The organism is Rathayibacter sp. VKM Ac-2926 (assembly GCF_022815565.1).
Classification (GTDB): domain Bacteria; phylum Actinomycetota; class Actinomycetes; order Actinomycetales; family Microbacteriaceae; genus Rathayibacter; species Rathayibacter festucae.
This window is the reverse complement of record NZ_JALGRS010000004.1, coordinates 324,766-350,507: the sequence shown is the minus strand read 5'-3', so window position 1 is coordinate 350,507 and position 25,742 is coordinate 324,766. Positions and strand designations below refer to the sequence as shown.

Here is a 25,742-nt window from a genome sequence, read left to right as displayed (position 1 = left end):
GACCCTAGCGGGTCGCTCCGTCACGCCGTGAGGATCCTGCTGTCTCCGCGGTCGCTGACGACGACCTTCAGCCCGGTCGGCAGCCGCTCGCGCATCGCGTCGACGTGGCTGATCAGGCCGATGGTGCGCCCGCCCGAGCGGAGCGCGTCGAGGGTGCCGAGCGCGGTCTCGAGGGTCTCGGCGTCGAGCGAGCCGAAGCCCTCGTCGATGAACATCGTCTCGAGCGAGACGCCGCCGGACTGCATCGTGACCACGTCGGCCAGGCCGAGGGCGAGAGCGAGCGAGGCGAGGAACGTCTCGCCGCCGGAGAGCGACGCGGGCTGCCGGCGGGCGCCGGTGAAGGCGTCGAGCACGTCGATCCCGAGACCGGAGGCGGCGCCGCGGTAGGCGAGCGAGTCGTCGTGCACGAGGGCGTAGCGGCCGCTGGTCATCGCGTTCAGCCGCAGGTTCGCGGCGGCGACGATCTCCTCCAGCCGGCCGGCGAGGGCGAAGGCCTCGAGGTCCATCCGGCGGGTGTTCTGCCCACGGCCGTCGATCGTCTCGGCGAGGGCGCGCAGCTCCTCGTGCCGGCGCAGGCGCTCATCGAGAGTCGCCAGTCGCTCCTCGGCGCGGCCCGCCAGCTCGGCGAGCCGGGCGGCGCGGTGCTCGAGCACCGAGTGCCGCGAGCGGGCCTCGTCGCGGCGGGCGGAGGCGGCGCCAGCGTCCTCCTCCGCGGCGGCGAGATCGACGGGGGCGGTCGGCAGGCCGGCCAGCTCGGGGTCGGCCAGCACCGAGTCGACGGCGCTGCGGCGGCGCTCGTGCTCGGCGACCACGGCCTCGGCGCGGGCGCGCTCGCCCGAGGTGAGGGCGGCGGACTCGGCGTCGTCAGCGCTCGCGAAGCCGCGGTCGGCGATCACCTCGGCGAGCTGGACCTCGGCGGCCTCGGCCGCCTCGCGGCGGGTGGTCGCCACGTCCTCGGCCTCGACGAGCGCCTCGGCCAGGCGGCGCTGCGCGGTGAGGGCCGCGACGCGGTCGGCGATGCTGACGGCGCCGTCGCGGTGGGCGTCGATCCGCTCGCGCAGGAGGCGCAGCGCCTCGGCGGCGAGGGCGGCGTCGGAGCTGAGGCGCTGGTGCTCGGCGCGGGCGGTCTCGAGTGCGGCCGCGAGATCCTCGCTCCGGACACGGAGGTCCGACCGCTCGCGCCGCAGCTCCTCGAGCCGCGTCGCGGCGCTCCGGGACGCGGTGAGCCGCATCTCGGCCTCGGCGCGGGCGGACTGCAGCTCCTCGGCGGTCGTGGCGCCGGCCCGCTCCTCGAGGGCCGCCAGGGCGAGCGCGCCGGCGCTCTCGGCTTCGCGGGCGGCGTCCATCGCGGCGGCGGCGCGGTCGACGGCGGTGCGCGCCTTCTCGATCTCGCCGGTGCCGACGGGCGGCAGCTCGCCGTGCTCGGCGGGGCGCGGGTGCTCGCAGGAGCCGCAGACGGGGCAGGGGTCGCCGGGGACGAGCGCTCCGGCCAGTTCGCCGGCGAAGCCCGCGAAGCGGCGGGCGACCAGCTCGGTGTGCTCAGCGGCACGGACGCCGTGCGCCCGGGCCGCCTCGGCGTGGGCGGAGCGGAGGCGATCGAGCGCGGTCGCGGCGCTCGCGCGCTCGGCGGCGGCGCGGATCCGGCGCTCGAGCGCGGCCAGCTCCTCGGTGCGGGCCGGCAGCGCCGACGCGTCCGGCGCGAGGGCGTCCTCCTCCGCGGAGAGCGCGTCGAGCAGGGCGGGCAGCGCCCGCAGGTCGCGATCGAGCACCGCCAGTGCCGCGGTGGACCGCTCCCGCGCCGTCACGGTGCGCTCGGCGAGGCGGATCGCCTCGGGCAGCGTGCGCTCGTCGGCGAGAGCCTCGGTCAGCGCTCCCAGCGTCGCGGCCAGGCGCTCGGCGGCCCGGGCGGCGGCGGCCCGGTCCGCGGGCTCGTCGAAAGCGGTCGTGAAGGCCACGGCGGCGCTGTCGCGGCTCCGGTCGGCGGCGGTGGCCCTCTCGCCCGCCGAGCGCGCGCCCTTCAGCAGCGGCAGCACACCCTCGGCCCGTCGGGCCCGCTCGATCCGCTCGCGCTCCCGGACGACGAGCGACTCGGCGACCGCGAGCTCCTCGGCCTCGATCAGCGCGCTCCGGCGGCGGTCCTGCGCCCGCTTCACCAGCCGCGTCTCGTCCCGGGCGGTCTCGGCCGCGCGGAACGCGGCGTCGGCCTCCGCCACCTCGTCGCGGGCGAGCGCGAGGGGAGCGTCGAGCCGGGTCACCAGGGCGCGGAACCACTCCGCATCGGGCGGTGTCGGCGCCGGCTCCTCGTCACCGGTGAGCCGGACGGCCTCGTCGGCCAGCGCCGTCACGGCCGCGCGCTCCTCCTCGAGCGCCGTTCCGCTCTCCTGCCGCTGCTCGACGAGCCGCCGGCGCAGCAGGTCGTAGCGCTCCGTCGCGAAGAGGGTGCGCAGCAGCCGCTGGCGGTCGTCGTTCTTCGCGAGCAGGAACTCGTGGAAGCGGTTCTGCGCCAGCAGGATCACCTGGAGGAACTGGTCCTTGGTCAGGCCGACGATCCGGCCGATGTCGGCTCCCGTCTCCCGCGCGCTGGAGGACAGGCCCCGCCACTCGCCGCCGACGTGCTCGAGCAGCGCGACCTTCGCCGCCTGGCGCGTGGTGCCGCCGCCGCGCTTGGCCGGCCGCTCGTACTCCGGCGAGCGGCGCACCCGGTAGAGCCGGCCGGCCGCCTCGAAGTCGAGCTCGGCGAAGGTCTCGTCCTCGGGGGCGCTGTGATCGCTGCGCAGGCGGGAGGCCGTGCCGTCGAAGCGCGGCACCGAGCCGTAGAGGGCGAAGCTGATCGCGTCGAGGATCGTCGACTTGCCGGCGCCGGTGCGCCCGGCGATCAGGTAGATCCCGACGTCCTCCAGGCGGTCGAAGTCGATCTCCTGCTCCGCGCGGAAGGGGCCGAGCCCGGCGAAGGAGAGGCGGCGGATCCTCACCGCAGCGCCTCGGCGTCGACCTGCGCCAGCGCGTCGAGCGCGAGCGCGCGCTCGGTCTCGCTCGCGCCGTGCCCGCCGCGGACGTGCGCGAGGAAGTCGTCGATCACCTCGACGTCGCTGCGCCCGCGGATCCGCTCGGCGTAGCGCCGCTCGTCGACCGCCGCGTGCGGGGGCCGGTGCTCGAGCGTCGCGCAGCCGGGGAACCGGGACTGCAGCCGCGCCATCGCGTCGAGCGGGCGGACCTCGTCGGTCAGCACCGCCGAGACCCAGTCCGGCTCGTACTCGGCGAGCGACGGGTCGCTCAGCAGCTCGTCCAGCCGTCCCTCGATCACGCTGAGCCGCCGCGGCACGGGCAGCGCCGACCAGGACACCTCGCCGAGCCCGTCGGCGCCGAGCTCGACCAGCCAGCCGCCGCGCGGCTTCGAGGCCTCGCCGAAGGAGTAGTGCAGCGGAGCGCCGGAGTAGCGCACGTTCGGCAGCAGGGTCGCGCGCCCGTGGATGTGCCCGAGCGCCGCGTAGTCGGCCGCGGCGAAGTGGTCGACCGAGACGTAGTCGATCCCGCCGGCCGTGATGTCGCGCTCGACCGTGCCGGCCGGGGCGCCGACGGCGAAGCAGTGCGCGAGCACCACCCAGCGCCGCCCGGCCGCCTCGGCGTGCGCGCGGATGCGGCGCATCGCGAAGGCGAGGACGTCCTCGTGCCGGCGCAGCGACTCGTCCGGGTGCCGGTGCCGGTAGAGGGCCGGCTCGAGGTAGGGGATGCCGTAGACGCCGACCTCGAGCCCGCTCCCGTCGCGGAGGACGACCGGCTCGGCGTACGCCTCGGGATCGGTGAGCACGTGCACGCCGGAGCCGCGCAGCAGCCCGGCCTGGAAGCCCAGCCGGGCGGGGGAGTCGTGGTTGCCGCTGGTCAGCACGACCTCGGCGCCGGCCGCGCGGATCGCCTCGAGCGTGCGGGTGAGCAGGGTGTAGTGCTCGGCCGCCGGCACCGCGGAGTCGAAGACGTCGCCGGAGATCAGGACGACGTCGACCACATCGGAGCGCACCGTCTCGACGAGTGCGTCGAGCACGACGCCGAGCGCGGCGACGCTCGAGTGGCCGTGGAAGGTGCGGCCGATGTGCCAGTCGGAGGTGTGCAGGAGCTTCACGACCGTCCTTTCGCGGGGTCTGCGGGTGTGCGGTGGCGCTCCCTGTCGTGCCCCTCCAGGCTACTGAGCGGCTCCGACACCGGACGCCGCCCGAGCCGTCGGCGCCGGACACCTCCCGTTCACCCGCGGGTGCAGAATGGGTCGTCGGTCGATCGAAGGAGGCCCCGCGTGAAGCTGCCCCGAGTGCCCTCGACCCTCCTCGGTCTCGGCTCGCGCACCCGCGCCGCCGCCGAGGACACCAGCCCGATCGAGCGGATCCGCCCCGAGGAGGAGCCGGTCCGCCGGAGCACCGTCGACAACGCGATCTACCAGGACGGCCGGCGCGTCGTCTCGCCGCACAGCATCCCGGAGGCGCTCGCCGCCCTGCAGAAGCTGCCGGACGCGATGGCCTGGATCGGCCTCTACCGTCCGACCGAGGCCGAGCTGGCGGCCCTCGAGGACGAGTTCTCGATGCACCCGCTCGCGATCGAGGACGCGATCAGCGCGCACCAGCGGCCCAAGCTCGAGCGCTACGGCAGCGACATGTTCGTGGTGCTGCGGGCCGCGAGCTACGCGGATCAGCGCGAGGAGGTCGACTTCGGCGAGCTGCACCTCTTCGTGGGGCCGAACTTCGTCGTCACGGTCCGCCACTCCGAGAAGCCCGACCTCTCCCTGGTCCGGCGCCGGATGGAGGCCGACCCCGAGCTGCTGCGCAAGGGCCCGGTGGCGGTCCTCTACGCGATCCTCGACGCGGTCGTCGACCAGTACGCCCCGGTCGTCGCCGGCCTCGAGAACGACATCGACGAGATCGAGGCGCAGGTCTTCGAGGGGGACCCCGCGGTGTCCCGGCGCATCTACGAGCTCTCCCAGGAGGTGCTCGACTTCCAGCGGGCGACCCGTCCGCTGACCGGCATGCTCGGGCGGCTGGTCACCGACTTCGACGTCTTCCGCGAGGACGTCGAGTTGCGCCGCTACCTCCGCGACGTCGCCGACCACGTCGCCGTGGTCGACGAGCGCGTCGAGGGCTTCCGGACGACCCTCCGCGAGATCCTCGCGGTGAACGCCACGCTGGTCGCGCAGCGCCAGAACGAGGACATGAAGAAGCTCGCGGAGGCGGGCAACCAGCAGAACGACGAGGTCAAGCGGATCTCCGCCTGGGCCGCCATCTTCTTCGCGCCGACCATGATCTCCAGCGTCTACGGCATGAACTTCGATGCGATGCCCGAGCTGCACCTCGCCTGGGGCTACCCGGCGGCGCTCGGGCTGATGGTCGCCTCGAGCGTGGTCCTGCACCGGCTGTTCAAGCGCTGGGGCTGGCTCTGAGCCGCGGCCGACGGCCGCGCGCGCTGTCAACACCCTGACGGGTCCGGCCGCCGCGCGTAGCGTCGGTCCGAGCCGCCCTCCGCGGCCCGAGTGCAGGGAGACCCGATGAAGCGAATCGACGTGCCGGCGATCGAGCGGACCTCGCTCTGGCGGCAGGACGCCGCTCCGATCCCGGGCGACGCGTTCGTGCCGGGCGCGCACTACGACGACGTGATCGTGGGAGCCGGCCTCTCGGGGCTGGTGACGGCGCTCCTGCTCCAGCGCGGCGGCCGCCGCGTCCTCGTCCTCGAGGCCCGCGAGGTCGGCGCGGTCGCGACCGGCAGCAGCACGGCGAAGCTCAGCCTCCTGCAGGGGACGCACCTGTCGAAGATCGCGGCCCGCAGCACCCCCGCGGTCACCCGGGCCTACGTCGCCGCCAACCTCGCGGGCTTCACCTGGCTCGTCGACTACCTCCGCGAGGCCGGCGTCCCCGTGCAGCGCCGCACCGCCTACAGCTACGCCCAGACCCCCGACGGCGTGGACGCGGTGCTGCGCGAGCACGAGACGGCCCGCCGCTTCGGCCTGGCCACCCGCCTCGTCGGCTCGCTCGACACGCCCTTCCCGAGCACCGCCGCCGTGGCGCTCGACGACCAGGCCGAGTTCGATCCGATGGCGGTGCTGACGGCGCTCGCCGCCGACTTCCGGGCCGCGGGCGGCGTGCTTGTGCAGGGCGTCCGTGCGCTCGGGCTGCGCGCCTCCGCGCCCGTCCGCGTGCGGACCAGCGCCGGCGAGGTGACCGGCGAGCGGGCCTACCTGCTCACCGGCACCCCGATCCTGGACCGCGGGCTCTACTTCGCCAAGCAGGTCGCCCTGCGCCCCTACGCGGTGGCCTTCCGCGGTGCCGAGACGATCCCGGACGGCATGTACCTCTCCGTCGACGGGCCCTCGCGCTCGATCCGCGACGTGGAGCGGGACGGGGAGCGGCTGCTGCTGATCGGCGGCAACGGCCACGTGGTCGGCCGGAGGGCGCGGACGCAGGAGAGCGTCGACGACCTGATCGCCTGGACCCGCCGCTCCTTCCCCGGTGCCGAGCCGATCGCGCAGTGGAGCGCGCAGGACTACGAGGCGTTCCACCGGGTGCCGTTCGTCGGCTGGCTGCCGCGCGGCCGCGGGCGGATCTTCTTCGCCTCGGGCTACGACAAGTGGGGGATGACCAACGCGGTGCAGGCGGCGCTGACGCTCGTCGGCGACTCGAGGGGCGAGACGCCGCCGTGGGCGAAGGTCCTGCACCGCCGCCCGACGCTGCCCCGGGTGATGGCGGAGGGGGCCGGAGCGCTCGCCGCGGTCGGCGCCTGGTACGCCCGCGGCTACTGGTCGGCCCTGCGCGCGCCGCGCTCGGTGGACGTGGTGCCGGAGGAGGGGCACGGCGCGCTCGCCCGCGACGGCCTGCAGCCCGTGGCCGTCTCGACGGTCGAGGGCCGCCGCTGCGCGGTCTCGGCGGTCTGCCCGCACCTGGGCGGCGTCGTCACCTGGAACGACGCCGAGCGCAGCTGGGACTGCCCCCTGCACGGCTCGCGCTTCGCCGCCGACGGGTCGGTGCTGGAGGGACCCGCGGTCGCGCCGCTCGCGCCGGTGCGCTGACGACCTGCGGCGCTGACGACCTGCGGCGCCGGTCGCCCGGTAGGGTCGGCGCATGGGGGACACACTGCACATCCGACGACCGATCGCGTCTCGACTCGTGGCGACCGCTCTCGGCCTGGCCGTCGCTGCCGTCGCGCTGGCGGGCTGCACGAGCGGGGGCGGCGCTGAGGCGCAGACCCCGGCGCCGACCGTCACGGTGACGGTCGAGCCGACGGCCCGCGGCACCGTCCCGGGCGAGCAGGACACCAGCGTGTCCTACGTCTGCGGCCGCTACAGCTCGCTGCTCAGCATCGGCTGGACCATGCAGTGGTTCCACGACCGCGGCGACGTCTCGGACGAGGCGTACCAGGTGTTCCTCGAGCGGCAGGCCTTCCAGCTCCAGACGGTGCGGATGCAGAACCCGGAGCCGGACGAGACCGGCGTCTCCGCCGCGTCCTCCGGCATCCGGACCTACCTGCAGGACGCCCAGGCGGCCGCCGGCCGATGGACGTACGACCCGTCCTCACCGGAGTGGAGCACCCTGCAGTCCGACCTCGGGGTCGGCTGCGCCGCCGCCGGCTCGACCCTCGCCTCCTACGCCGAGCCCGAGATGGGCGGCTGAGCCGCCGGCCCGAGAGCACCTGCCGATCGAGCAGCCCGCGCTGCGCGCCACCCAAGTTAGTCGAGCAGCCCGCGTTGCGGGCCGCCCCTGTTGATCGAGGCGCCCGCGGAGCGGCCCCCTCATGCTGATCGAGTAGCCCGCGGAGCGGGCGTATCGAGATCCACCATCGCCGGGAGTGCGGGTGATGGTGGGTCTCGATACGCCCCTGCGGGGCTACTCGACCAACATGAGGCGTTTCTGCCAATGATTGGAGCTGCCCGCGGAGCGGGCCCGCATGTGATGGAGCAGTCCGCGGAGCGGGCCCGCATGTCATGGAGCAGTCCGCGGAGCGGCCCCTCATGCTGATCGAGTAGCCCGCGGAGCGGGCGTATCGAGATCCGCTGTCGCCGGGAGTGCGGGTGATGGTGGGTCTCGATACGCCCCTGCGGGGCTACTCGACCAGCATGGGGTGAGGGCGGGCCCCGATACGCCCCTTGCGGAGCTACTCGGCCGAGTCGTCCTCGGAGGGCTCCGCGACCTTCCGGCCGTCGGCGCCGTAGGCGTCGCCGTCCACGTGCAGGTCGGTGTCGCCGGGGATGCTGAAGTCGCTCAGCGGGTCGAGCGGCCCGTCCTCGTGGCTGGCGGAGTCGGGGGCGTCGCTGGTCTCGTCGCGTGCGGTCATACCTGCACCCTACGAGCGTCCGACGAGCCGCTGCACCGCGGTCACCGGGATCGACAGCCACTCGGGGCGGTTGCGCGCCTCGTAGATGGCCTCGTAGATGGCCTTGTCGAGCTCGAAGGCGTCCAGGACGGCGCGGTGCGCGGTGACCGCGTCGCCCGCCTCCTCGGTGTAGCCCTCGAGGAAGGCGCGGCGGCTGGCCAGCGCCCAGGTGGCCCGGGAGTCGCCCGGGGACGCCTGCTCGTGCGCGCCCGCCGCGTAGTCGAAGGAGCGGAGCATCCCGGCCACGTCGCGCAGTGCGATGTCCGGCAGCAGCCGCTCGTGCATCGGCCGCAGCGGCTCGCCCTCGAAGTCCAGCAGGACCCAGCCGCGGCCGGGCACGGCCAGAACCTGGCCGAGGTGGTAGTCGCCGTGGATGCGCTGCAGCCGCGGCCACGGGGCCTGCTCGGCCGCCTGGAAGACCGCGTCGATCGCGTCGGCGTCCTCGGCGATGACGGGCACCTCGGAGGAGGCGATCCGCAGCCGGCGGCGCATGGTCGCGATCATCCGCTGCACGACCTCGGGCGTCGCGTCCTCGGTCGGCATCACCTCGGCGAGGGTGGAGTGCACCTGCGCGGTCGCCAGGCCGAGCTCACGCGCCGGCCCGGTGAAATCGGTGTCGCCGGCGACGGCCTCGAGCGCGACGCGCCAGGCGTCCTCGACGCCCGGCAGGAACTCCTGCGCGAAGGCGAGGTGGCCGAAGGCGCGGCCGGTCGGCTCGCCGCGGTCGTCCCACTCGCCGGTGACGTTGCCGATCACCGGCGGGACGAGCGTGCTGCCCGCCGCGTTCAGCGCCGACTGCACGGTGACGTCCGGGTTCTCGCCGTGGTGCAGCGCACGGAAGACCTTGACGATCACGGGGGTGCCGGCCGAGCCGTCCTCCGCGGTGGTCTGCACGATGATCGAGGTGTTCGACTGCTCGCCGCTGAGGATCCGCGACGACGCGAACGCGCCGATCACGGCGCCGGGCTGGCGGTGTCCCTCGGCGCGGGCGCCGCCCTGGGCGCCCTCCGTGTCGGAGGAGCCGCCGTCGGCGATCAGCTCGAAGAGCGCCCGCGCGAACAGCGGGTCGCGGGGTCCGTCGTAGACGTAGCGGGTGCCGTCGCTCTCGATCAGCGCGTCCTCGAGGCCCGCGACGGGCGCCGAGCGCACCGTCACCGGCACCTGGTACAGCACCGGGCTCGAGCCGGCCCGGTCGATGACGAGGTGCACGACGACGTCGCCGTCACCGCGCTCCAGGCGCCACTCGCCCCGGATCTCCAGCTCGGGGCGGCGCCCCTTGCTCGCGTACCACCGCTGATCGGCGACCCAGGCCGCGGCCCGGTCGATCGACAGTCCTGCGCTCATCTCTGCACTTCCCCTCGGTCGGCACCCCGAACCTTACGCGGCGCGATCGACGCGCCGGTGGGGCTTGCGGCGCGCCCACCCGATCCGGATCCCCGGCTCAGGAGCGGGTCTCCTCCGCCAGCCCGAGCACGTCCAGGATCCAGGCGTACTCGAACGCCACCTCGCGCCAGCGCTCGTAGCGCCCGCTCACGCCGCCGTGCCCGGCCGTCATCTCGATCTTGAGCAGTGCCGGTGCGCCGACCTCGCGCAGCCGGGCGACCCACTTGGCCGGCTCCACGTAGAGCACGCGGGTGTCGTTGAGGCTCGTCGTCGCGAGGATCCGCGGATACCGGACGCCCTCGCGCACGTTCTCGTACGGCGAGTACGACTTCATGTAGGCGTAGACCTCGGGGTCGTGCAGCGGGTCGCCCCACTCGTCCCACTCGATCACGGTCAGCGGCAGCGACGGGTCGAGGATCGAGGTCAGCGCGTCCACGAACGGCACCTGCGCCAGGATCCCGGCGAAGGCCTCCGGGGCGAGGTTCGCGACCGCGCCCATCAGCAGGCCGCCGGCCGAGCCGCCCTGCGCGACGAGGCGCTCGGGCGTGGTGAAGCCGGCCTCGACGAGGTGCCGGGCGGAGTCGACGAAGTCGGTGAAGGTGGTGCGCTTGGCGAGGGTCTTGCCCTCCTCGTACCAGGAGCGCCCCATCTCGCCGCCGCCGCGGACGTGCGCGATGGCGAAGACCACGCCGCGGTCGAGCAGCGAGAGCCGCGCGATCGAGAAGCCCGGGTCGATGCTCGCCTCGTAGGACCCGTAGCCGTAGAGCAGGAGCGGCGCGGGGGCCTCGTCGGGCGCCGCCGCGTCCTTCCGCCAGACCAGCGACAGCGGGATGCGCGTGCCGTCCTCGGCGGTCGCCCACTCGCGGCGCTGCTCGTAGCGGGCGGGGTCGTAGTCGCCGAGCACCGGCTGCTGCTTGAGCACGGTCCGCTCGCCGGTCGCGACGTCGAGGGTGAGCACCGTGGAGGGGGTGACGAACGAGGTGTAGGCGAGCCGCAGCGCGGGCTGCTCCCACTCCGGGTTGCCGGCGAGGCCCGCGTCGTAGAGCGGCTCGTCGAAGACGATCTCGTCCAGGCGCGCGCCGCCGTCCCCGTCGATCAGGAGACCGAGGCGGGTCGCCCCCGCCTCGCGGTAGGAGACGACGACGTGCCGCGCGAAGGCGTCGACGCCCTCGATCCGCCGTCCCGGGGTGTGCGGGACGAGGACGCGGCGCTCGGCCGCCCGCTCCTCGGGGGAGAGCGCGAGGTCGGCCGGCTCCTCGACGATCTCGAAGTCGAGTGCGCCGTCGTTGTGCACGATCAGCAGGCGGTCGCGGCCGTCGACGACGGCGTGGTCCACCTCGTACTCGACGCCCTCGCGTCGCGGCCAGACCGAGCGGAACTCGCCGGTCGGGTCCTCCGCGTCGAGCAGCAGGCACTCGCTGGTGATCTTGCTGCCGATCTCGATGACGAGGAAGCGGCGGCTGCGGGTGAGCCCCACGCCGATCCAGTAGCGCTCGTCGGGCTCGGAGAAGACGACCTCGTCGGCGGTCGACTCGGTGCCGACGGTGTGCCGCCAGATCGTGTCCGGCCGCCAGGACTCGTCGACCGTGGGGTAGAAGACGAAGCGGGCGTCGGCGCCGAAGGTCGCGCCACCGCCGGTGCCCTCGACGACGTCGGGGAGGTCCTCGCCGGTGCTGAGATCGCGGATGCGCAGCGTGTAGCGCTCGTCGCCCTCGACGTCGGTGCCGAAGAGCAGGAAGCGCCCGTCGGCGGAGACGTCGAAGCTGCCGAGCGAGAAGAAGTCGTGGCCCTCGGCCTCGATGTTGCCGTCGAGCACGACCTGCTCGCCCTCGAGCGGCCCGCCCTCGGCGATGGAGGGCGGGGTCCAGTCGTCCGGGCCGGAGATCGGCGCGCGGCAGTGCACGCCGTACTGGCGGCCCTCGTAGGAGCGGGAGAAGTACCACCAGGCGCCCTCGCGGACGGGGACCGAGAGATCGGTCTCCTTCGTGCGCGAGCGGATCTCGTCGAAGAGCCGCTCGCGGAGCGGGGCGAGGGGAGCGAGGAGGGCGTCGGTGTAGGCGTTCTCGGCCTCAAGGTGGGCGATCACCTCGGGCTCCTCCTTCTGCCGCAGCCACTCGTACTGATCGACCACGAGATCGCCGTGGTGACGGCGTTCGAGCGGGACACGGCGGGCGACGGGAGGGACGGGCGCGGTCATCGCTCCAGCCTAGGCCGACCTCGCGCCCCGCCGCGGGCCTGCCGCCGGGACCGCCGTCCGCGTGCGCACAATGGACCATGGCTCAGCATGCGGACCGGACGAAGGCGGAGGCGCCGCGGCGCGTGCAGACCGAGGTGGAGCGGAAGTACGACGTCGATGCGGACACCGCCCTGCCGGAGCTGACCGGCGCGGGCACCGTCGTCACGGCGCTCGCCGAGGAGCCCGTCCGCCTGTCCGCCCAGTACTTCGACACCGCGGACCGCGCCCTCTCCCGCGGGCGGATCACGCTCCGTCGCCGCGAGGGCGGCGAGGACGAGGGCTGGCACGTCAAGCTGCCCGGCTCGGCCGGCCGCACCGAGATCCACGCCCCGCTGACCGCCTCCCGCACCGTGCCGGCCGAGGTCCGGGAGCCGGTGCTCGGCCACGTCGGCCGCGCGCGGCTCGAGCCGCTCGCCACCCTCGAGACCGTCCGCTCGATCACCCGTGTCGCCGACTCCGCCGCCCGCCGCCTCGCCGAGATCGCGGACGACCTGGTCATCGCGCACGACCAGCGCTCCGGCGTCGAGCGGCGCTGGCGGGAGTGGGAGGTCGAGCTCGTCGACGTCCACGGCCCCGAGGGCGAGGCGGTGCTCGACGCGATCGAGGAGCGACTGCTCGCCGCCGGCGCCCGCCCCGCCGAGAGCGCCTCGAAGCTCGCCCGCGCCACCGGCGGTCCGATCGAGGAGACGCACCCGGCACCCGAGGACGGCGGGGAGGCGGCGCTCGCCGCGATCCGCGAGCTCCTCACCGGTCTGCGCGCCGTCGATCCGCGGGTGCGCCTCGAGGCCGACGACGCGCTGCACCGGATGCGCCTGCACACCCGCCGCCTGCGCAGCGTCCTCGCCGCCTCCCGGTCCGTGCTGGAGCGCGAGGCCCTCGATCCGCTGCGCGACGAGCTGCGCTGGCTCGCCGGCGTCCTCGGCGCCGCCCGCGACGAGGAGGTCCTCGCGGCCCGGCTCCGCACCGCCGTCGACGAGGCGGGGGAGGGACTGCCCGCGAAGGCCGTCGCCGGCACCACCCTCTTCGACGCGATCGAGCGCCGGCACGCGATCGCCCTGCAGCGGGTCGCCAAGACCCTGCGCGGCGCCCGCTACCTCGCCCTGCTCGCCGCGCTCGACGCCCTTGTGGCCGACCCGCCGCGGACGGCGAAGGCCGGCGCGAGCGCGAAGAAGCTTGTCCGCCGCTCCCTCGCGAAGGAGGTCTCGCGCGTCGACGCGGCCCGCACGGGCGGAGACGACGTCGAGGCCCGGCACGAGCTGCGCAAGGCCGCGAAGCGCCTGCGCTACGTCGTCGAGGCCTGGAGCGCGGTCGTTCCGGACGCCGTCGGCCCGACACCGCACCGGATCGCCAAGGCGGCGAAGGCCGTCGCCGACGCGCTGGGCGAGGAGCGCGACGCCCTCGCCGCCCGCGACGTGCTCCGCGCGCACGCCCTCGTCGCGGCCCGTCGCGGCGAGCCGGCGTTCGCCCTCGGCGTCGCCTCCGCCCGCGAGGAGAGCCGGGCTCACGAGGCCGCGCGAGCCGGGGACGCGGCGCTGGAGCGGCTGCACTCCCTGTCAAGCTGAGCAGGACGGTCATCCGCACGAAACGGGCGGCGGATAATGTGAACCATGCCTTCCGTCCGTCCTCTGCCGTCAGCCCTCCTGCGTCCGCGCCATTTCGACCGTGACGACGTGGTCGTCCATGCCGGTCTGTTCTCGCTGGTCAACTCGAGTACGACTCCGCAGGCGGCCTGGACCGAGGACCTGATCGCGCTCGGCGAGGTGCTCGACGAGGCGGAGTTCCCCTACCGCCTCATCCGCGGCACGAAGGGCGCGCCCTTCCTCGCGATCGACCGCTCGCTCGGCGCCGAGCTGGCCACGCTGCTCGCCCGCGCCTTCGCCACCGAGCCGTTCTACGTGAAGACCCTCGACAAGCGCGGCACCCCGCCGCTGCTCCTGGCCGAGGGCGCGATCGCCCCCTACCCGCGCGCCGCGGTCTTCTCGCTCTTCCGCCCCCGGGTCTCCTCGAGCGGCTCGCTCCGCTACGGCGCCCGCAGCGGCGTCCGCCTCGAGTTCTGGAAGGTCGGCGAGGAGGAGATCACCACTCCCGCCGAGAACGCGCTGATGCGCAGCAGCCTCCCCGTCGCCGAGGCGATCGACGCGCACGTCGAGGCCTACGGCCGCACCTGGCCGACCTTCGAGGGCATGTTCGAGCCGCTGGTCAGCGACATCCGCTTCGACGTCGACATCGTCTTCTCCTGGGTCGACGGGACGGACCTGGAGTTCCAGCGCGCCCGCGCCGCCCGGATGGCCAGCTACGTCGTGGGCGAGGGCGACGACGCCCCCGCGCGCTTCCGCCAGATCGACGAGCTCAAGTACGCCCTGCGCAGCGTCTACATGTACGCGCCGTGGGTCCGGCACATCTACATCGTCACCGACTCGCCGCGCCCGCGCTGGCTCGACGAGCACCCCGACGTCACCCTGGTCCGCAGCGAGGACCACTTCCGCGACCTCTCGGTGCTGCCCACGCACAACTCGCACGCGGTCGAGAGCCAGCTGCACCGCATCCCTGGCCTGGCCGAGCACTTCCTCTACTCCAACGACGACATGTTCTTCGGCCGCCCCGTCGACCCGTCGATCTTCTTCTCGCCCGGCGGGATCACCAAGTTCATCGAGGCGACCACCCGCATCGGCATGGGCGACTCCAACGCCTCCCGCAGCGGGTTCGAGAACGCGGCGCGCGTCAACCGCCGGCTGCTCCGCGAGCGCTTCGGCGCGATGACGACCCGGCACCTCGAGCACGCCGCCACGCCGCTCCGCAAGAGCGTGATGGCCGAGCTGGAGACCGAGTTCGAGCCGGAGTTCACCGCGACCGCCGCGAGCCGCTTCCGCTCGGCGAGCGACGTCTCCGTCACGAACTCGCTCTACCACTACTACGCGCTGATGACCGGCCGCGCGGTGGTGCAGGAGAACGCCTCGGTGAAGTACGTCGACACGACGATGCACCAGGGTCTCAAGGACATGAAGAAGCTGCTGAAGAACCGCGGCGTCGACTTCTTCTGCCTCAACGACGGCAGCTTCCCCGAGATCTCGGCGGAGGTGCGCACCCGCGCCGTGATCGACTTCCTCGAGGAGTACTACCCGATCCCGGCGCCGTGGGAGCGGGTGGACTGAGCATGGCCTGGGCGATCGGCGGCGGAGTCCTCGGGCTGCTGCTCGGGCTCGCCAGCGCGCTCGTCTTCCCCGGCATCGGGGTCGGCGCGGGCATCGGCGTCGGGATCGCGCTCGGCGCGGCCCTCGCCTTCGCCGGGCACTTGTTCGCCCTCGACCGCAGTCGTCCCAAGCGCTGACGTCCGTTCTGCAGGCGATCCGCGGCTCCGGAGCCTCGGTCCCGCGGACGGGATCGTCTCTCGGCGCGGATCGCCTGCAGACCGGACGCAGTCCTTTAGGCGCTGACGCTCACGGGCTCCACGACGGGCGGGTAGAGCGCCTCGACCTGCTCGAGCGGAGCGGCGGTGGCCGGGGCGATCTCGACGCCGTGCGAGGCGAGGATCCGCTCGGTCTCGTTCGCCGAGACGTAGGACACCTCGGTCGAGGCGCCGATCGGCACCACCGAGTGCAGCACCGTGCCGTCGTAGACGTGGATGAGGTTGAAGGCCTGCGCGGAGTTGCGGGCGCGAGTGCCGCCGACGGGCACGTTGAGGTCCTGCGTGTAGCAGGTGGCCGACGCGACCGAGACGGGGATGCCGGCGAACGTCGCGGTCGAGGAGTAGTGCAGGTGGCCGGCGATGATGCTGCGGACGTCCGAGCCCTCGAGCACCTCCGCGAGCGCGGGCTGGTCGCGGAGCTCGACGAGCACCGAGAGGTCGAGGACGCTCGGCACCGGCGGGTGGTGCAGCGCCAGGATCGTGCCGTGCGGCGCGGGGCTGGAGAGCTCCTCCGCGAGCCAGTCCAGCTGGGCGTCCGAGATCTCGCCGTAGTGCGCGCCCGGGACGGTCGAGTCCAGCGCGATGATGCGCAGTCCGTTCACGTCGTGCACGCGGTCGATCGGCTGCGTGGTGGGCAGCTGGTCGAGCAGCCCGGAGCGGAAGGCACCGCGGTCGTCGTGGTTGCCCATCACCCAGATCACCTCGGCACCGAGTCGGGCGGCGGCCGGCTCGACGACGGCGCGGAGCTTGGCGTACGCCTGCGGCTCGCCCTTGTCCGCCAGATCGCCGGTGATGACCACGGCCTCCGGGCGACCGCCCGAGGCCTCCAGCTCGTCGAACAGGCGGCGGAGCTGGGCCTCGCTGTCGACGTCGGAGCCGTACAGCCCGCCGTCTCCGGCGATGAAGTGGGTGTCGCTGAGGTGAAGGATGAAGTGGTTCGGCCGGGGGTACTCGGCCTGGCGGACAGTCATGATCCTCGGGTTCCACGATCGGTGGGGCCGGCTCGATCGAGTCGGCGTCGGTACGGGATGTCGCATGGTGCTGTACTGCTGGTCCGCGGGCTGGGAACTGCTCCCGCGAGGCTCAGTCCATCATCGCGGGGTGAACGGACGGCCAACGAGGACCGGCGCGTCATCGAACGGTTTTCCCAGATTCGGCGCCGGACAGTGCCTCCGTCCTCAGGAACTGCTCACCGAGTGCGCACTCCCCGCACACCGTTCGCCCACGCCCCGCATCGAGGTCGCAGAGGGAGTCGTCAGAGCTCGAGCAGGAGCCGTGCGTAGAAGGCGATGGCGCGCTCGAACTGGTCGACCTCGACCGACTCGTCGGCACCGTGGATGCCGAGCTGCTGCTGTGGGCTGATCTCGAACGGGATGAAGCGGTAGACGCCGTCGCTGATCGCGTGGAAGTGGCGGGCGTCGCTGCCGCCGGTCTGCACGTAGGGCGCGACGATCGCCTCGGGGAAGACCTCCTGCACCACGCGGCGGAGCACGTCGTACGGGCCGCCGTCGCCGGGCTCGCCGGTGGGGGAGACGGGGGAGGGCTCGTGCGCGACGCGCACCTCGATCTCGACCTCCGGGTCGTCGATCACCGCGCGGATCCGCTCGACGACGTTGGCGACGGTGCCGCCCGGGTTGATCCGCACGTTGGCGACCGCGCTGGCGGTCGACGCGAGGACGTTCGCCCCGGTGCTGCCGCGCAGCTGCGTGATCGCCACGGTCGTCCGCAGCATCGCGGCGGAGCGGTTGGAGTGCGCGGCCAGGGCCGCGATGACGGCGTCCGGGTGCTCGTGCGGCTTCGCGTACCAGACCGCGTGCGCGGCGTCGGCTCGGGGTGCGGCGGCGCGCACCAGCTCGGCGATCGGCTCCGGAAGGGTCGAGGGGAACGGGTTCTCGGTGAGGCGGTGGATCGCCCGCGCGAGTCGCTGCGTGGCGAGCATGCCGGGCAGGGGCGGCGGGGCGGAGGCGTGCCCGCCCGCGTCGCGGCAGGTCAGCTCGAGGTTCATGATGCCGCGCTCGGTGACGCCGATGACGGCGATCGGCGTGGTCACTCCGGGCACGATGCCGCGGCGGACGTTGCCGCCCTCGTCGAGCACGAAGCGGGGGCGCACGCCGCGCGCCCCGAGCAGCGCGACGATCGACGGTGCGCCGTCCCCCGCCGTCTCCTCGTTGTGCGTGGAGACCAGGTAGACGTCGCGGCGAGGACGCTCTCCCCGCAGGACGGCCGCCTCGACGGCCTCGAGCAGGGCGACGAGGGAGCCCTTGTCGTCGAGCGCGCCGCGCCCCACGACCGCGGTGCGGCCGTCCGGGCGGAGGACCGTATCGGCCGCGAACGGCGCGATCGACCAGTCGTCGGGGGTGACGCTGACCACGTCGTAGTGCGCCATCAGGACCGACGGCTCGCCGTCCTCGGTGCCGCGCCAGCGCCAGACCAGGGAGTGACCGGCCACGGTCTCGCGCTCGAGGGCCGTGTGCAGCGCGGGGTAGAACTGCTCGAGCAGCTCCTGGAAGACGCGGAACCGGCTCCAGTCGGTGTCGGACTCGTCGGAGTGCGACACCGTGTCGACCCGCAGCAGGGCCTGGAAGCGCTCGAGCGCGGTCGTCGTCACCGGGCTAGCCTACGACGGCGGTCCCGACCCCCCGGACCCGGCGAGCGGAGGTGCGGCATGGGCGTGCGGCCGCCGACCGATCCGCTGCCCGAGGTCTGCGTGGTCTACGTCCTCCGCGAGTCGCCCCGCGGGACCGAGGTGCTGCTCGGGCGGAAGCTCCGCGGTCTCGGCGAAGGCCGGGTCGTCGCGCCCGGCGGCAAGCTCGAGTCGGGGGAGTCGCCCGCCGACGCGGCCGTCCGCGAGCTGGCGGAGGAGGTCGGCCTGCGCGCAGATCCTCGCGACCTCGAGCCCCGCGGCCCCCTCGACTACTTCTTCCCGCACCGCCCCGCGTGGAGCCAGCGCTCGCACGTCTTCGTCTGCCGCCGCTGGTCGGGCGAGGTGGTCGCCTCGGGCGAGCTCGCCGCAGCCTTCGTCCCACTCGACGAGGTCCCGTACGGCCGGATGTGGGACGACGCGCGCTTCTGGCTCCCCGCGGTGCTGCACTCCGGCGCCGTGGTCGACCGCACGTTCGAGTTCGGCGCCGACCTCGAGCACGTCGTCGATCGGTCCTGATCCCGCCGTCCGGTCGCTTCGGCGCCAGATCTTTGACGCGTTCCCGGTGATTCGTCGATCGTTCTCGGGCGGAGAGGGAGCCCGGCCCCGGGTGAGCCCCGCGCTGAGGAAGAGGTGACGGCGATGAGGACTCGCCTCCTGCGGGGGACGGCGGCTGCGCTGGTCGTGCTGACGACCGTGCTGGGCATCGGTGCGCTCACGACGGCGCCCGCGGCGGCGCTGACATCGGGGACGAAGTCGAACGAGCCCTGGGTGGTGCAGGTCTACGACAAGATCGTGGGAATCCAGACCAACACCTGCACCGGCACGGCGATCGCCGCCGACTGGGTGCTCACCGTGGACCACTGCCCCGTGAGTCACGTCTACTACCGCTACGCCCCGTCGCCGACGGAGGACGAGGTGACGGAAGCGGTTCCGGTGGCGGAGTCGATCTCGCTCGCTCCCGCGGACATGAAGCTCCTCCACCTCTCCCGCCCGCACGCGCTGCCGCACTACCCGCGACTGGTGCCGGGCGGCTACCGGGTCGGCTCGGTCGGCCACCTCTACGGGCTGGGTCCGGACATGTTCCCCACGCAGAGGACCGAGAAGGTCTGGATCAGAAGGGTGGGACGGATGCCGAACGGTCTCATCGGCTTCCACTCGACAGCGACGACGGGCAGCACCGAGCAGATCGGCGAGACCGGCGACTCGGGCGGGCCGCTGATCGTGAACGGGAACCTCGTCGGGGTGTTCTACGGCACGACCCTTCCCGATGAACGGGTGCCGATGATGGGGTACACCGACGTGCGGCCGGCGCTGGAGAAGCTGAAGGAGCTGCAGGGGCACGACCGATCCCCGCGGGAGGCGGCCTCGGACCAGACGGTGGGCATCACGGACGTCTCGGTCGTCCGCGGGTACGTGGAGGCGACGATGAGCGAGGCGCTGGTCCGCTCCGGGAAGCGGGTCGTGGTATGGCTGAACGGCCGCTACGCGGGGGACTACAACGAGGGCAGGGGCTGGTACGCGTGGAAGTACGACGTCCCGGGCGGCACGAAGATCGTCCCCACCACGCCCGTGAAGGACGGCGACCTCGTTCAGGTCGGCGAGCTGGCCTCCGGCGTGGACGTCGCCGCGGCCGACCTGCTCTTCCAGTCGACGCTCACCGGCGTCGACAGCGTCCAGCGGACCGGTGACCGGGTCGCGGTGACGATGAGTCGCGCGCTGGTGAACTCGGGGAAGCGGGTCGTGGTCTGGGTCGACGGCGTCTACCGGGCCGAGGTGCTCGACGACGTCTCGCTGTACGCGTCGAAGACGAACATCGACGGCGCCTCGATCGTCACGCCCGACGGCACCGTTCCGGAGGGCGCACTCGTCCAGATCGGGGTGCTGCCCGCGGGGACCGACCTCGATCAGGCCGAGATCTTCGACGCCCGCGTCCTCTGACGGCGGAGCGCACTCCGACGGGCGGCTAGAGCTCGAGCACGTCGCCCGGCTCGAGGGCGTGGTACTCGCCGCCGCCCTCGCGGGTCGCCCAGCCGAGGCGGTCGTGGCCGAGCTTCTGGCCCGCCTCGGACAGCACCCGCTCGTGCGTCGCGAAGGCGTGCCGCGGCGCGAGCTCGAGGACGAAGTCGATCGACTCCGCGATCTTCATCCAGGGCGCACCGGAGGGGGCCGCCAGCACCTCGACGTCGATGCCGGCGGGGACGGTGAACGAGTCGCCCGCGTAGTAGAACCGGCCGTTCACGAGCACCCCGACGTTGTCGATCACCGGGATGGAGGAGTGGATCACCGCGTGCCGCGAGCCGAAGAAGCGCAGCTCGAAGGGTCCGACCTCGATCACGTCGCCCTCGGCGACCGTCTCGACGCCGAAGCCCTCGGCCGCTGCGGCGACTCCGGCCGGGCCGAGGATCCGCAGCGCCGGGTTCGCGGCGCGCAGCCGCTCCAGCTGCTCCGCCGTCCAGTGATCGGCGTGCTCATGGGTGATCACGACCGCGACGGTGTCGGCCGAGCCCTCGACGGGACGGGTGAAGGAGCCGGGGTCGAGGACGAGCCGCGAGCCCGCCTCCTCGACGAGGACGGTGGCGTGCTCGAGCTTGGTCAGTCGCATGCTCCGAGCCTCTCGCGGGGGGCGACCGCGGTGCAAGACGGCCCCGGAGAGCGCGCCGTCCGCCCGCTCGATTTGCACCGGTGCGGATCCGTGTGCAACACTCTTCGAGTTGCAAAAACGCGGCCCCATCGTTTAGCGGCCTAGGACGTCGCCCTCTCACGGCGGTAACGCGGGTTCAAATCCCGCTGGGGTCACCACGGCAACACGAGCAGAACCCCCGGTCATGGCCGGGGGTTCTTCTCGTTTAACGGCCCGCTCCCCGGGGAGAGACCGTCGGAATCCACTGACCCCCGGAAGGTCCCCATGCAAGAGCTGCCCGTCTGGTTCGTGACCGGCTCGTTCGTCGTCCTGAGCCTGATCCTGGCCGCGGACCTGCTGCTGGTCTACAAGCGCCCGCACGTGCCGAGCCTGAAGGAGTCCGGCCTCTGGGTCGGCTTCTACGTCACGCTCGCGCTGATCTTCGCCCTGGTGATGCTGCTGCTGGGCGGGGGAGAGGTCGCCGGCCAGTTCGTCGCGGGCTGGCTGACCGAGTACAGCCTGTCGATCGACAACCTGTTCGTCTTCGTGATCATCATGGGCCGCTTCGCGGTGCCGACGAAGTACCAGCAGGAAGTGCTGATGGTGGGCATCATCATCGCGCTGATCTTCCGCGGGGTGTTCATCCTGCTGGGCGCGCAGCTGATCGAGAGCTTCAGCTGGATCTTCTACCTCTTCGGCGCCTTCCTCGTCTACACGGCCTGGAACCAGGCGTTCGGCAAGGAGGACGAGAACGAGGGCACCGACAACCTCCTCATCCGTCTGCTGCGCAAGCGCGTGAAGATCTCGGACGAGTTCGACGGGTCGAAGATCCGCACCGTGAAGGACGGGAAGAAGTACTTCACGCCGATGCTGATCGTGTTCCTCGCGATCGGCTCGACCGACCTGCTCTTCGCGCTCGACTCGATCCCGGCGATCTTCGGCATCACCGAGAGCCCGTTCATCGTCTTCACCGCGAACATCTTCGCCCTGATGGGCCTGCGCCAGCTCTACTTCCTGCTCGGCGGCCTGATCGACAAGCTCGAGTACCTCAAGTACGGCATCGCGTTCATCCTCGCCTTCATCGGCGTGAAGCTCGTGCTGCACGCCCTGCACGAGAACGACCTCCCGTTCCTCAACGGCGGCGAGCCGCTGCCGGTCTGGGACATCGACACGATCACCTCGCTCGCCGTCATCGTCGTCAGCATGACCGTCGCCACGGTCGCGAGCCTGATCAAGATGCGCCGCGAGCACTCCCACATCGAGCTGCACGACGGCCACCCGGAGGTCGTCGCCGACGCCGACGGGCAGGACCGCGCCGAGAAGAAGTGAGCCCGGTCCCGTGACTGCGACGACGAGCACGACCAGCATCGATCTGCCCCAGGGCGTCCTGCACCTGACGGTGTCGAGCAGCACCGATGTCGGCGCCGTCCGGCGGGTGAACGAGGACGCCCTCCTGGTCTCGCCGACGCTGGTCGCCGTCGCCGACGGCATGGGCGGGCACGCTCGCGGCGACCTGGCCAGCTCGACCGCCGTCGAGAGCCTGCGGGAGAGCGCGGCCGAGGCGATCGGCCCGGTCTCGGACGTCTTCGCCGTCGTCGAGACGGCCAACGCCGCGGTCCGCGACCTCGACGTCGGCGGCGCCCTCTGCGGGACGACGCTCACCGGCCTCACCCTCGTCCGGCCCGACGACGGCGGACCCGCCTCCTGGGGCCTGTTCAACGTCGGCGACTCGCGGGTCTACCGCTGGGACGGCGCGGGGATCCAGCAGCTGACCGTGGACCACTCGGCGGTGCAGGAGCTGGTCTCGGCCGGCCTGCTCAGCCGCGAGGCGGCGGAGTCGCACCCCGACCGCAACATCGTCACCCGCGCGCTCGGCGCCGACGACGAGGTCGAGACCGACGTCTGGACCCTGCCGATCGTGCCCCGGGCGAGCTACCTGCTCTGCTCCGACGGCCTCACCAAGGAGCTCTCCGACGCGGACATCGCCGAGCTCTTCGCCCGGCGCGACGCCGGTGACCTGCACGGGGTCGATCTCGCCGAGGCGCTCGTGCGCGCCGCGGTCGAGGCGGGCGGCCGGGACAACGTGACGGTCGTCGTCGTGGAGGCCGTGCTCGCCCCCCGACCGGACGCCGAGGCCTGACTCCACGGGTCACACCCCTCGAACAGGTGGCAGCGACTCCGGCTCCGAAATGCAGAGCCGGGCTGTCGATGGGCATACTGGAGGGATGGACACCGTCGAGGCTCTCGATCGCGCGAAGACGCGCTTCGCGGAGGGCGACGTCCGAGGGGCCGTCTCGCTGCTCGAGCGCTGCGTCGAGGCCGACCCCGTTTGGATCGACCCCCGCGTCCTCCTGTCCGAGCTCTACCGGAGGTCCGGCGACCTCATCGAGGCCGGCCGCTGGGGCTACCTGATCGAGAACTGCGCCGCTCCCGAGGAGCGCCGGGCGTTCGAGCGCGCCCTGGTGCGCACCGACGAGGACCCGTTCGAGTTCGCGGAGCGCGCCCTGGTGCGTCCGCTCGAGCTCGCGGCCGAGTCGCCGCACGCCGCGATGATGCTCGCCGAGCTGCCGGCAAGGATCGACGAGGCCGAGCGCTTCGAGCGCGAGTCGCCCGACCCGCTCGACGGCGACTGGTTCGAGCACGAGGCGCTGCCGGTGAAGCGGCGCTCCGGTTTCGTCGGGATGGTCGGCGCCGCGGTCGCCGCGGTCTTCGTCGTCGGCGGCGTGGTGGTCGGCGCGGCGGCGCTGCTCGTGGTCCCCGCGGTGCTCATCGCGATGCTCGTCGCGCCCTGACCGCCGCTCCGGTCCGCCCCGATCCGCTCGGGCCGCGCCTCCCTGCCGCTCGTCGGCGCGGTGCTATCCTCGGTCAATGCTGTTCGGCCGGCTCCTTCTTCTCCGCCGCGACGAGACCTCGATCTGACAGGCCTCTCTCGTCGCGGTGTCTCTCGTGGGCTGACCACCATTCCTGAGGAAGAGAATCCCGCCATGAACGACAGTTCCCCCGATACCGCCGCGCCCTCGGCCGCCGTGACCCCGGCCGCCGGGCGCCCGCGCACCCTGGCCGAGAAGGTCTGGGACGACCACCTCGTCGCCAAGGGCGAGGACGGCACCCCGGACCTGATCTACATCGACCTGCACCTCGTGCACGAGGTCACCAGCCCGCAGGCCTTCGACGGCCTCCGCCAGGCCGGCCGACCCGTCCGCCGCCCCGATCTGACGATCGCGACCGAGGACCACAACACCCCGACCGTCGGCATCGACAAGCCGATCGCCGACCTCACCAGCCGCACCCAGATCGAGACCCTGCGGCGCAACGCCGCCGAGTTCGGCGTCCGCCTGCACTCCCTCGGCGACATCGAGCAGGGCATCGTGCACGTCGTCGGCCCGCAGCTCGGACTGACCATGCCCGGCATCACCGTGGTCTGCGGCGACTCGCACACCTCGACCCACGGCGCGTTCGGCGCGATGGCGTTCGGCATCGGCACCAGCGAGGTCGAGCACGTGATGGCCACGCAGACGCTGCCGCTCAAGCCCTTCAAGACCATGGCGATCACCGTCGAGGGCGAGCTGCGCGAGGGCGTCACGGCGAAGGACATCATCCTCGCCGTGATCGCGAAGATCGGCACCGGCGGCGGTCAGGGCTACGTGCTCGAGTACCGCGGCTCGGCGATCCGCGCGCTCTCGATGGAGGGCCGGATGACGATCTGCAACATGTCGATCGAGGCGGGAGCGCGCGCCGGCATGGTCGCGCCCGACGAGACGACCTTCGCCTATCTCCAGGGCCGCCCGCACGCCCCCGAGGGCCAGGACTGGGACGACGCCGTCGCCTACTGGCGGACCCTCCCGAGCGACGAGGGCGCCGTCTTCGACGCCGAGGTCGTCCTCGACGCGGACGCGCTCGAGCCGTTCGTCACCTGGGGCACGAACCCCGGCCAGGGCGTCTCGCTCTCGCAGGCCGTGCCCGACCCCGACGCGATCGCCGACCCGAACGAGCGCTCCAACGCCCGGCGCGCGCTGGAGTACATGGACCTCGAGGCCGGCACCCCGATGAAGGAGATCCCGGTCGACGCGGTCTTCATGGGCTCCTGCACCAACTCGCGCATCGAGGACCTCCGCGCCTTCGCGTCGATCATCGCCGGCCGCACCAAGGCGCCCGGCGTCCGGGTGATGGTCGTCCCCGGCTCCGCCCGCGTGCGCATCGAGGCCGAGGCCGAGGGCCTGGACAAGGTGATCACCGCGTTCGGCGCCGAGTGGCGCTTCGCCGGCTGCTCGATGTGCCTCGGCATGAACCCGGACCAGCTGGCCCCGGGGGAGCGCTGCGCCTCCACCTCGAACCGCAACTTCGAGGGCCGGCAGGGCAAGGGCGGCCGCACGCACCTGGTGTCGCCGCTGGTCGCCGCCGCGACCGCCGTCCGCGGCACTCTCTCCAGTCCTTCCGACCTGGAGCCCGTCCGCGAGCTGGTGGAGGCCTGATCATGGAGAAGTTCGAGACCGTCACCGGCATCGCCGCGCCGCTGAAGCGCAGCAACGTCGACACCGACCAGATCATCCCCGCCGTCTTCCTCAAGCGGGTCACCAAGACCGGCTTCGAGGACGCGCTCTTCCACGGCTGGCGCCAGGACCCGGAGTTCGTGCTCAACCAGCCGGCCTTCCAGGGTGCGCAGATCCTCGTCGCGGGCCCCGACTTCGGCACCGGCTCCAGCCGCGAGCACGCCGTCTGGGCGCTGCGCGACTTCGGCTTCCGCGTCGTGCTGTCCTCCCGCTTCGGCGACATCTTCCGCGGCAACTCCGGCAAGCAGGGGCTGCTCGCGGCGGCCCTGGCGGAGAGCGACATCGACCGGCTCTGGGAGCTGATCGATGCGACGCCGGGAATAGAAGCGACCGTCGATCTGGTTGGTCGTACGGTCACCGCCGGTGGCGAGACCTTCCCTTTCGAGGTCGACGACTACACTCGTTGGCGCCTGATCGAAGGGCTGGACGACATCGGCCTGACCCTGCGCGACGAAGCGCTCATTTCCGAATTCGAGACCCGTCGCGCGAGCTGGCGGCCCAAGACATTGCCGGTGAAATAGCGTGAACACACTTCTTCAGGACGCCAAGGCGGCGGGAGCACA

General features: G+C 72.9%; 21 protein-coding genes and 1 tRNA gene. 14 read left to right on the top strand and 8 right to left on the bottom strand.

What is annotated here, in order from left to right; all coding sequences use genetic code 11:
• Window positions 1–20: 20 nt before the first annotated feature.
• Both MT351_RS20265 and MT351_RS07840 read right to left on the bottom strand, forming a co-directional pair.
• A complete protein-coding gene (locus tag MT351_RS20265; RefSeq protein ID WP_243581820.1) occupies window positions 21–2,972 on the bottom strand; it encodes an AAA family ATPase in 2,952 nt (983 codons plus the stop codon).
• The gene (locus MT351_RS07840) at window positions 2,969–4,117 is read right to left on the bottom strand and encodes an exonuclease SbcCD subunit D (RefSeq protein ID WP_243581819.1); all 1,149 of its coding nucleotides are present in this window, start codon (window positions 4,115–4,117) and stop codon (window positions 2,969–2,971) included. The genes MT351_RS20265 and MT351_RS07840 overlap by 4 nt, the downstream gene beginning before the upstream one ends.
• Before the next feature lie 168 nt (window positions 4,118–4,285).
• Between MT351_RS07840 and MT351_RS07835 the strand changes: the two genes are divergently transcribed.
• The 3 genes from MT351_RS07835 (at window position 4,286) to MT351_RS07825 (ending at window position 7,640) form a co-directional block, all read left to right on the top strand.
• Window positions 4,286–5,419, top strand: coding sequence for a magnesium and cobalt transport protein CorA (locus tag MT351_RS07835; protein WP_123702982.1), 1,134 nt, complete (start codon window positions 4,286–4,288; stop codon window positions 5,417–5,419).
• 105 nt (window positions 5,420–5,524) lie between these two features.
• The gene (locus tag MT351_RS07830; RefSeq protein WP_243581818.1) at window positions 5,525–7,039 is read left to right on the top strand and encodes an FAD-dependent oxidoreductase; all 1,515 of its coding nucleotides are present in this window, start codon (window positions 5,525–5,527) and stop codon (window positions 7,037–7,039) included.
• A 52-nt stretch (window positions 7,040–7,091) separates the two neighbouring features.
• Window positions 7,092–7,640, top strand: coding sequence for a hypothetical protein (locus MT351_RS07825; protein ID WP_132435711.1), 549 nt, complete (start codon window positions 7,092–7,094; stop codon window positions 7,638–7,640).
• A 481-nt stretch (window positions 7,641–8,121) separates the two neighbouring features.
• On the opposite strand, the gene MT351_RS07820 is transcribed toward MT351_RS07825, so the two are convergent.
• The 3 genes from MT351_RS07820 to MT351_RS07810 form a co-directional block, all read right to left on the bottom strand.
• Window positions 8,122–8,301 carry a hypothetical protein gene (locus MT351_RS07820; RefSeq protein ID WP_243581817.1) on the bottom strand — a complete coding sequence of 60 codons (180 nt, stop codon included), beginning with the start codon at window positions 8,299–8,301 and terminating at the stop codon, window positions 8,122–8,124.
• 9 nt (window positions 8,302–8,310) lie between these two features.
• The gene (locus MT351_RS07815; RefSeq protein WP_243581816.1) at window positions 8,311–9,684 is read right to left on the bottom strand and encodes a phosphotransferase; all 1,374 of its coding nucleotides are present in this window, start codon (window positions 9,682–9,684) and stop codon (window positions 8,311–8,313) included.
• Between the two features lie 97 nt (window positions 9,685–9,781).
• The gene (locus tag MT351_RS07810; protein ID WP_243581815.1) at window positions 9,782–11,920 is read right to left on the bottom strand and encodes a S9 family peptidase; all 2,139 of its coding nucleotides are present in this window, start codon (window positions 11,918–11,920) and stop codon (window positions 9,782–9,784) included.
• 77 nt (window positions 11,921–11,997) lie between these two features.
• Between MT351_RS07810 and MT351_RS07805 the strand changes: the two genes are divergently transcribed.
• The 3 genes from MT351_RS07805 to MT351_RS07795 all read left to right on the top strand — a co-directional run bounded on the left by MT351_RS07805 (window position 11,998) and on the right by MT351_RS07795 (window position 15,287).
• The gene (locus MT351_RS07805; RefSeq protein WP_243581814.1) at window positions 11,998–13,521 is read left to right on the top strand and encodes a CYTH and CHAD domain-containing protein; all 1,524 of its coding nucleotides are present in this window, start codon (window positions 11,998–12,000) and stop codon (window positions 13,519–13,521) included.
• Window positions 13,522–13,629: 108 nt separating this feature from the next.
• Window positions 13,630–15,111 carry a stealth family protein gene (locus MT351_RS07800; RefSeq protein ID WP_243581813.1) on the top strand — a complete coding sequence of 494 codons (1,482 nt, stop codon included), beginning with the start codon at window positions 13,630–13,632 and terminating at the stop codon, window positions 15,109–15,111.
• Between the two features lie 2 nt (window positions 15,112–15,113).
• On the top strand, window positions 15,114–15,287 hold the full coding sequence (locus MT351_RS07795; protein WP_165909224.1) for a hypothetical protein: 174 nt from the start codon (window positions 15,114–15,116) through the stop codon (window positions 15,285–15,287).
• A 95-nt stretch (window positions 15,288–15,382) separates the two neighbouring features.
• On the opposite strand, the gene MT351_RS07790 is transcribed toward MT351_RS07795, so the two are convergent.
• Together MT351_RS07790 and MT351_RS07785 are read right to left on the bottom strand one after the other, a co-directional pair.
• Window positions 15,383–16,336: a phosphodiesterase gene (locus MT351_RS07790; protein WP_123735400.1), complete on the bottom strand. Its 954-nt coding sequence runs from the start codon at window positions 16,334–16,336 to the stop codon at window positions 15,383–15,385.
• Between the two features lie 284 nt (window positions 16,337–16,620).
• Entirely contained in the window at window positions 16,621–17,973 is a 1,353-nt protein-coding gene (locus tag MT351_RS07785) for a M20/M25/M40 family metallo-hydrolase (protein WP_243581812.1), read from the bottom strand.
• A 57-nt stretch (window positions 17,974–18,030) separates the two neighbouring features.
• Between MT351_RS07785 and MT351_RS07780 the strand changes: the two genes are divergently transcribed.
• Both MT351_RS07780 and MT351_RS07775 read left to right on the top strand, forming a co-directional pair.
• On the top strand, window positions 18,031–18,525 hold the full coding sequence (locus tag MT351_RS07780; RefSeq protein ID WP_243581811.1) for an 8-oxo-dGTP diphosphatase: 495 nt from the start codon (window positions 18,031–18,033) through the stop codon (window positions 18,523–18,525).
• Between the two features lie 123 nt (window positions 18,526–18,648).
• A complete protein-coding gene (locus tag MT351_RS07775; RefSeq protein WP_243581810.1) occupies window positions 18,649–19,947 on the top strand; it encodes a trypsin-like serine protease in 1,299 nt (432 codons plus the stop codon).
• Between the two features lie 25 nt (window positions 19,948–19,972).
• Here the strand turns inward: MT351_RS07775 and MT351_RS07770 are convergent, their stop codons facing one another.
• Complete coding sequence (locus tag MT351_RS07770) at window positions 19,973–20,611, bottom strand: MBL fold metallo-hydrolase (RefSeq protein WP_243581809.1); 639 nt, start codon at window positions 20,609–20,611, stop codon at window positions 19,973–19,975.
• 121 nt (window positions 20,612–20,732) lie between these two features.
• Between MT351_RS07770 and MT351_RS07765 the strand changes: the two genes are divergently transcribed.
• The 6 genes from MT351_RS07765 (at window position 20,733) to leuD (ending at window position 25,700) form a co-directional block, all read left to right on the top strand.
• Window positions 20,733–20,808: transfer RNA gene (locus MT351_RS07765), tRNA-Glu, on the top strand.
• 106 nt (window positions 20,809–20,914) lie between these two features.
• On the top strand, window positions 20,915–21,958 hold the full coding sequence (locus MT351_RS07760) for a TerC family protein (protein ID WP_243581808.1): 1,044 nt from the start codon (window positions 20,915–20,917) through the stop codon (window positions 21,956–21,958).
• A gap of 10 nt (window positions 21,959–21,968) precedes the next feature.
• Window positions 21,969–22,769, top strand: a complete 801-nt coding sequence (locus MT351_RS07755; RefSeq protein WP_243581807.1) for a PP2C family serine/threonine-protein phosphatase — start codon at window positions 21,969–21,971, stop codon at window positions 22,767–22,769.
• Window positions 22,770–22,854: 85 nt separating this feature from the next.
• Window positions 22,855–23,421, top strand: coding sequence for a DUF6584 family protein (locus MT351_RS07750; protein WP_243581806.1), 567 nt, complete (start codon window positions 22,855–22,857; stop codon window positions 23,419–23,421).
• A 192-nt stretch (window positions 23,422–23,613) separates the two neighbouring features.
• Window positions 23,614–25,101 carry a 3-isopropylmalate dehydratase large subunit gene (leuC, locus tag MT351_RS07745; RefSeq protein WP_243581805.1) on the top strand — a complete coding sequence of 496 codons (1,488 nt, stop codon included), beginning with the start codon at window positions 23,614–23,616 and terminating at the stop codon, window positions 25,099–25,101.
• Window positions 25,102–25,103: 2 nt separating this feature from the next.
• Complete coding sequence (leuD, locus tag MT351_RS07740) at window positions 25,104–25,700, top strand: 3-isopropylmalate dehydratase small subunit (protein WP_123445564.1); 597 nt, start codon at window positions 25,104–25,106, stop codon at window positions 25,698–25,700.
• The last annotated feature ends 42 nt before the right edge of the window (window positions 25,701–25,742 follow it).

Bases quoted from the DNA above. Each gene is read 5' to 3' on its own strand.
- MT351_RS07830 (WP_243581818.1), top strand. From the start codon at position 5,525: ATGAAGCGAATCGACGTGCCGGCGATCGAGCGGACCTCGCTCTGGCGG.
- MT351_RS07825 (WP_132435711.1), top strand. From the start codon at position 7,092: ATGGGGGACACACTGCACATCCGACGACCGATCGCGTCTCGACTCGTG.
- MT351_RS07820 (WP_243581817.1), bottom strand. From the start codon at position 8,301: ATGACCGCACGCGACGAGACCAGCGACGCCCCCGACTCCGCCAGCCAC.
- MT351_RS07815 (WP_243581816.1), bottom strand. From the start codon at position 9,684: ATGAGCGCAGGACTGTCGATCGACCGGGCCGCGGCCTGGGTCGCCGAT.
- MT351_RS07810 (WP_243581815.1), bottom strand. From the start codon at position 11,920: ATGACCGCGCCCGTCCCTCCCGTCGCCCGCCGTGTCCCGCTCGAACGC.
- MT351_RS07805 (WP_243581814.1), top strand. From the start codon at position 11,998: ATGGCTCAGCATGCGGACCGGACGAAGGCGGAGGCGCCGCGGCGCGTG.
- MT351_RS07795 (WP_165909224.1), top strand. From the start codon at position 15,114: ATGGCCTGGGCGATCGGCGGCGGAGTCCTCGGGCTGCTGCTCGGGCTC.
- MT351_RS07790 (WP_123735400.1), bottom strand. From the start codon at position 16,336: ATGACTGTCCGCCAGGCCGAGTACCCCCGGCCGAACCACTTCATCCTT.
- MT351_RS07780 (WP_243581811.1), top strand. From the start codon at position 18,031: ATGGGCGTGCGGCCGCCGACCGATCCGCTGCCCGAGGTCTGCGTGGTC.
- MT351_RS07775 (WP_243581810.1), top strand. From the start codon at position 18,649: ATGAGGACTCGCCTCCTGCGGGGGACGGCGGCTGCGCTGGTCGTGCTG.
- MT351_RS07770 (WP_243581809.1), bottom strand. From the start codon at position 20,611: ATGCGACTGACCAAGCTCGAGCACGCCACCGTCCTCGTCGAGGAGGCG.
- MT351_RS07760 (WP_243581808.1), top strand. From the start codon at position 20,915: ATGCAAGAGCTGCCCGTCTGGTTCGTGACCGGCTCGTTCGTCGTCCTG.
- MT351_RS07750 (WP_243581806.1), top strand. From the start codon at position 22,855: ATGGACACCGTCGAGGCTCTCGATCGCGCGAAGACGCGCTTCGCGGAG.
- leuC (WP_243581805.1), top strand. From the start codon at position 23,614: ATGAACGACAGTTCCCCCGATACCGCCGCGCCCTCGGCCGCCGTGACC.
- leuD (WP_123445564.1), top strand. From the start codon at position 25,104: ATGGAGAAGTTCGAGACCGTCACCGGCATCGCCGCGCCGCTGAAGCGC.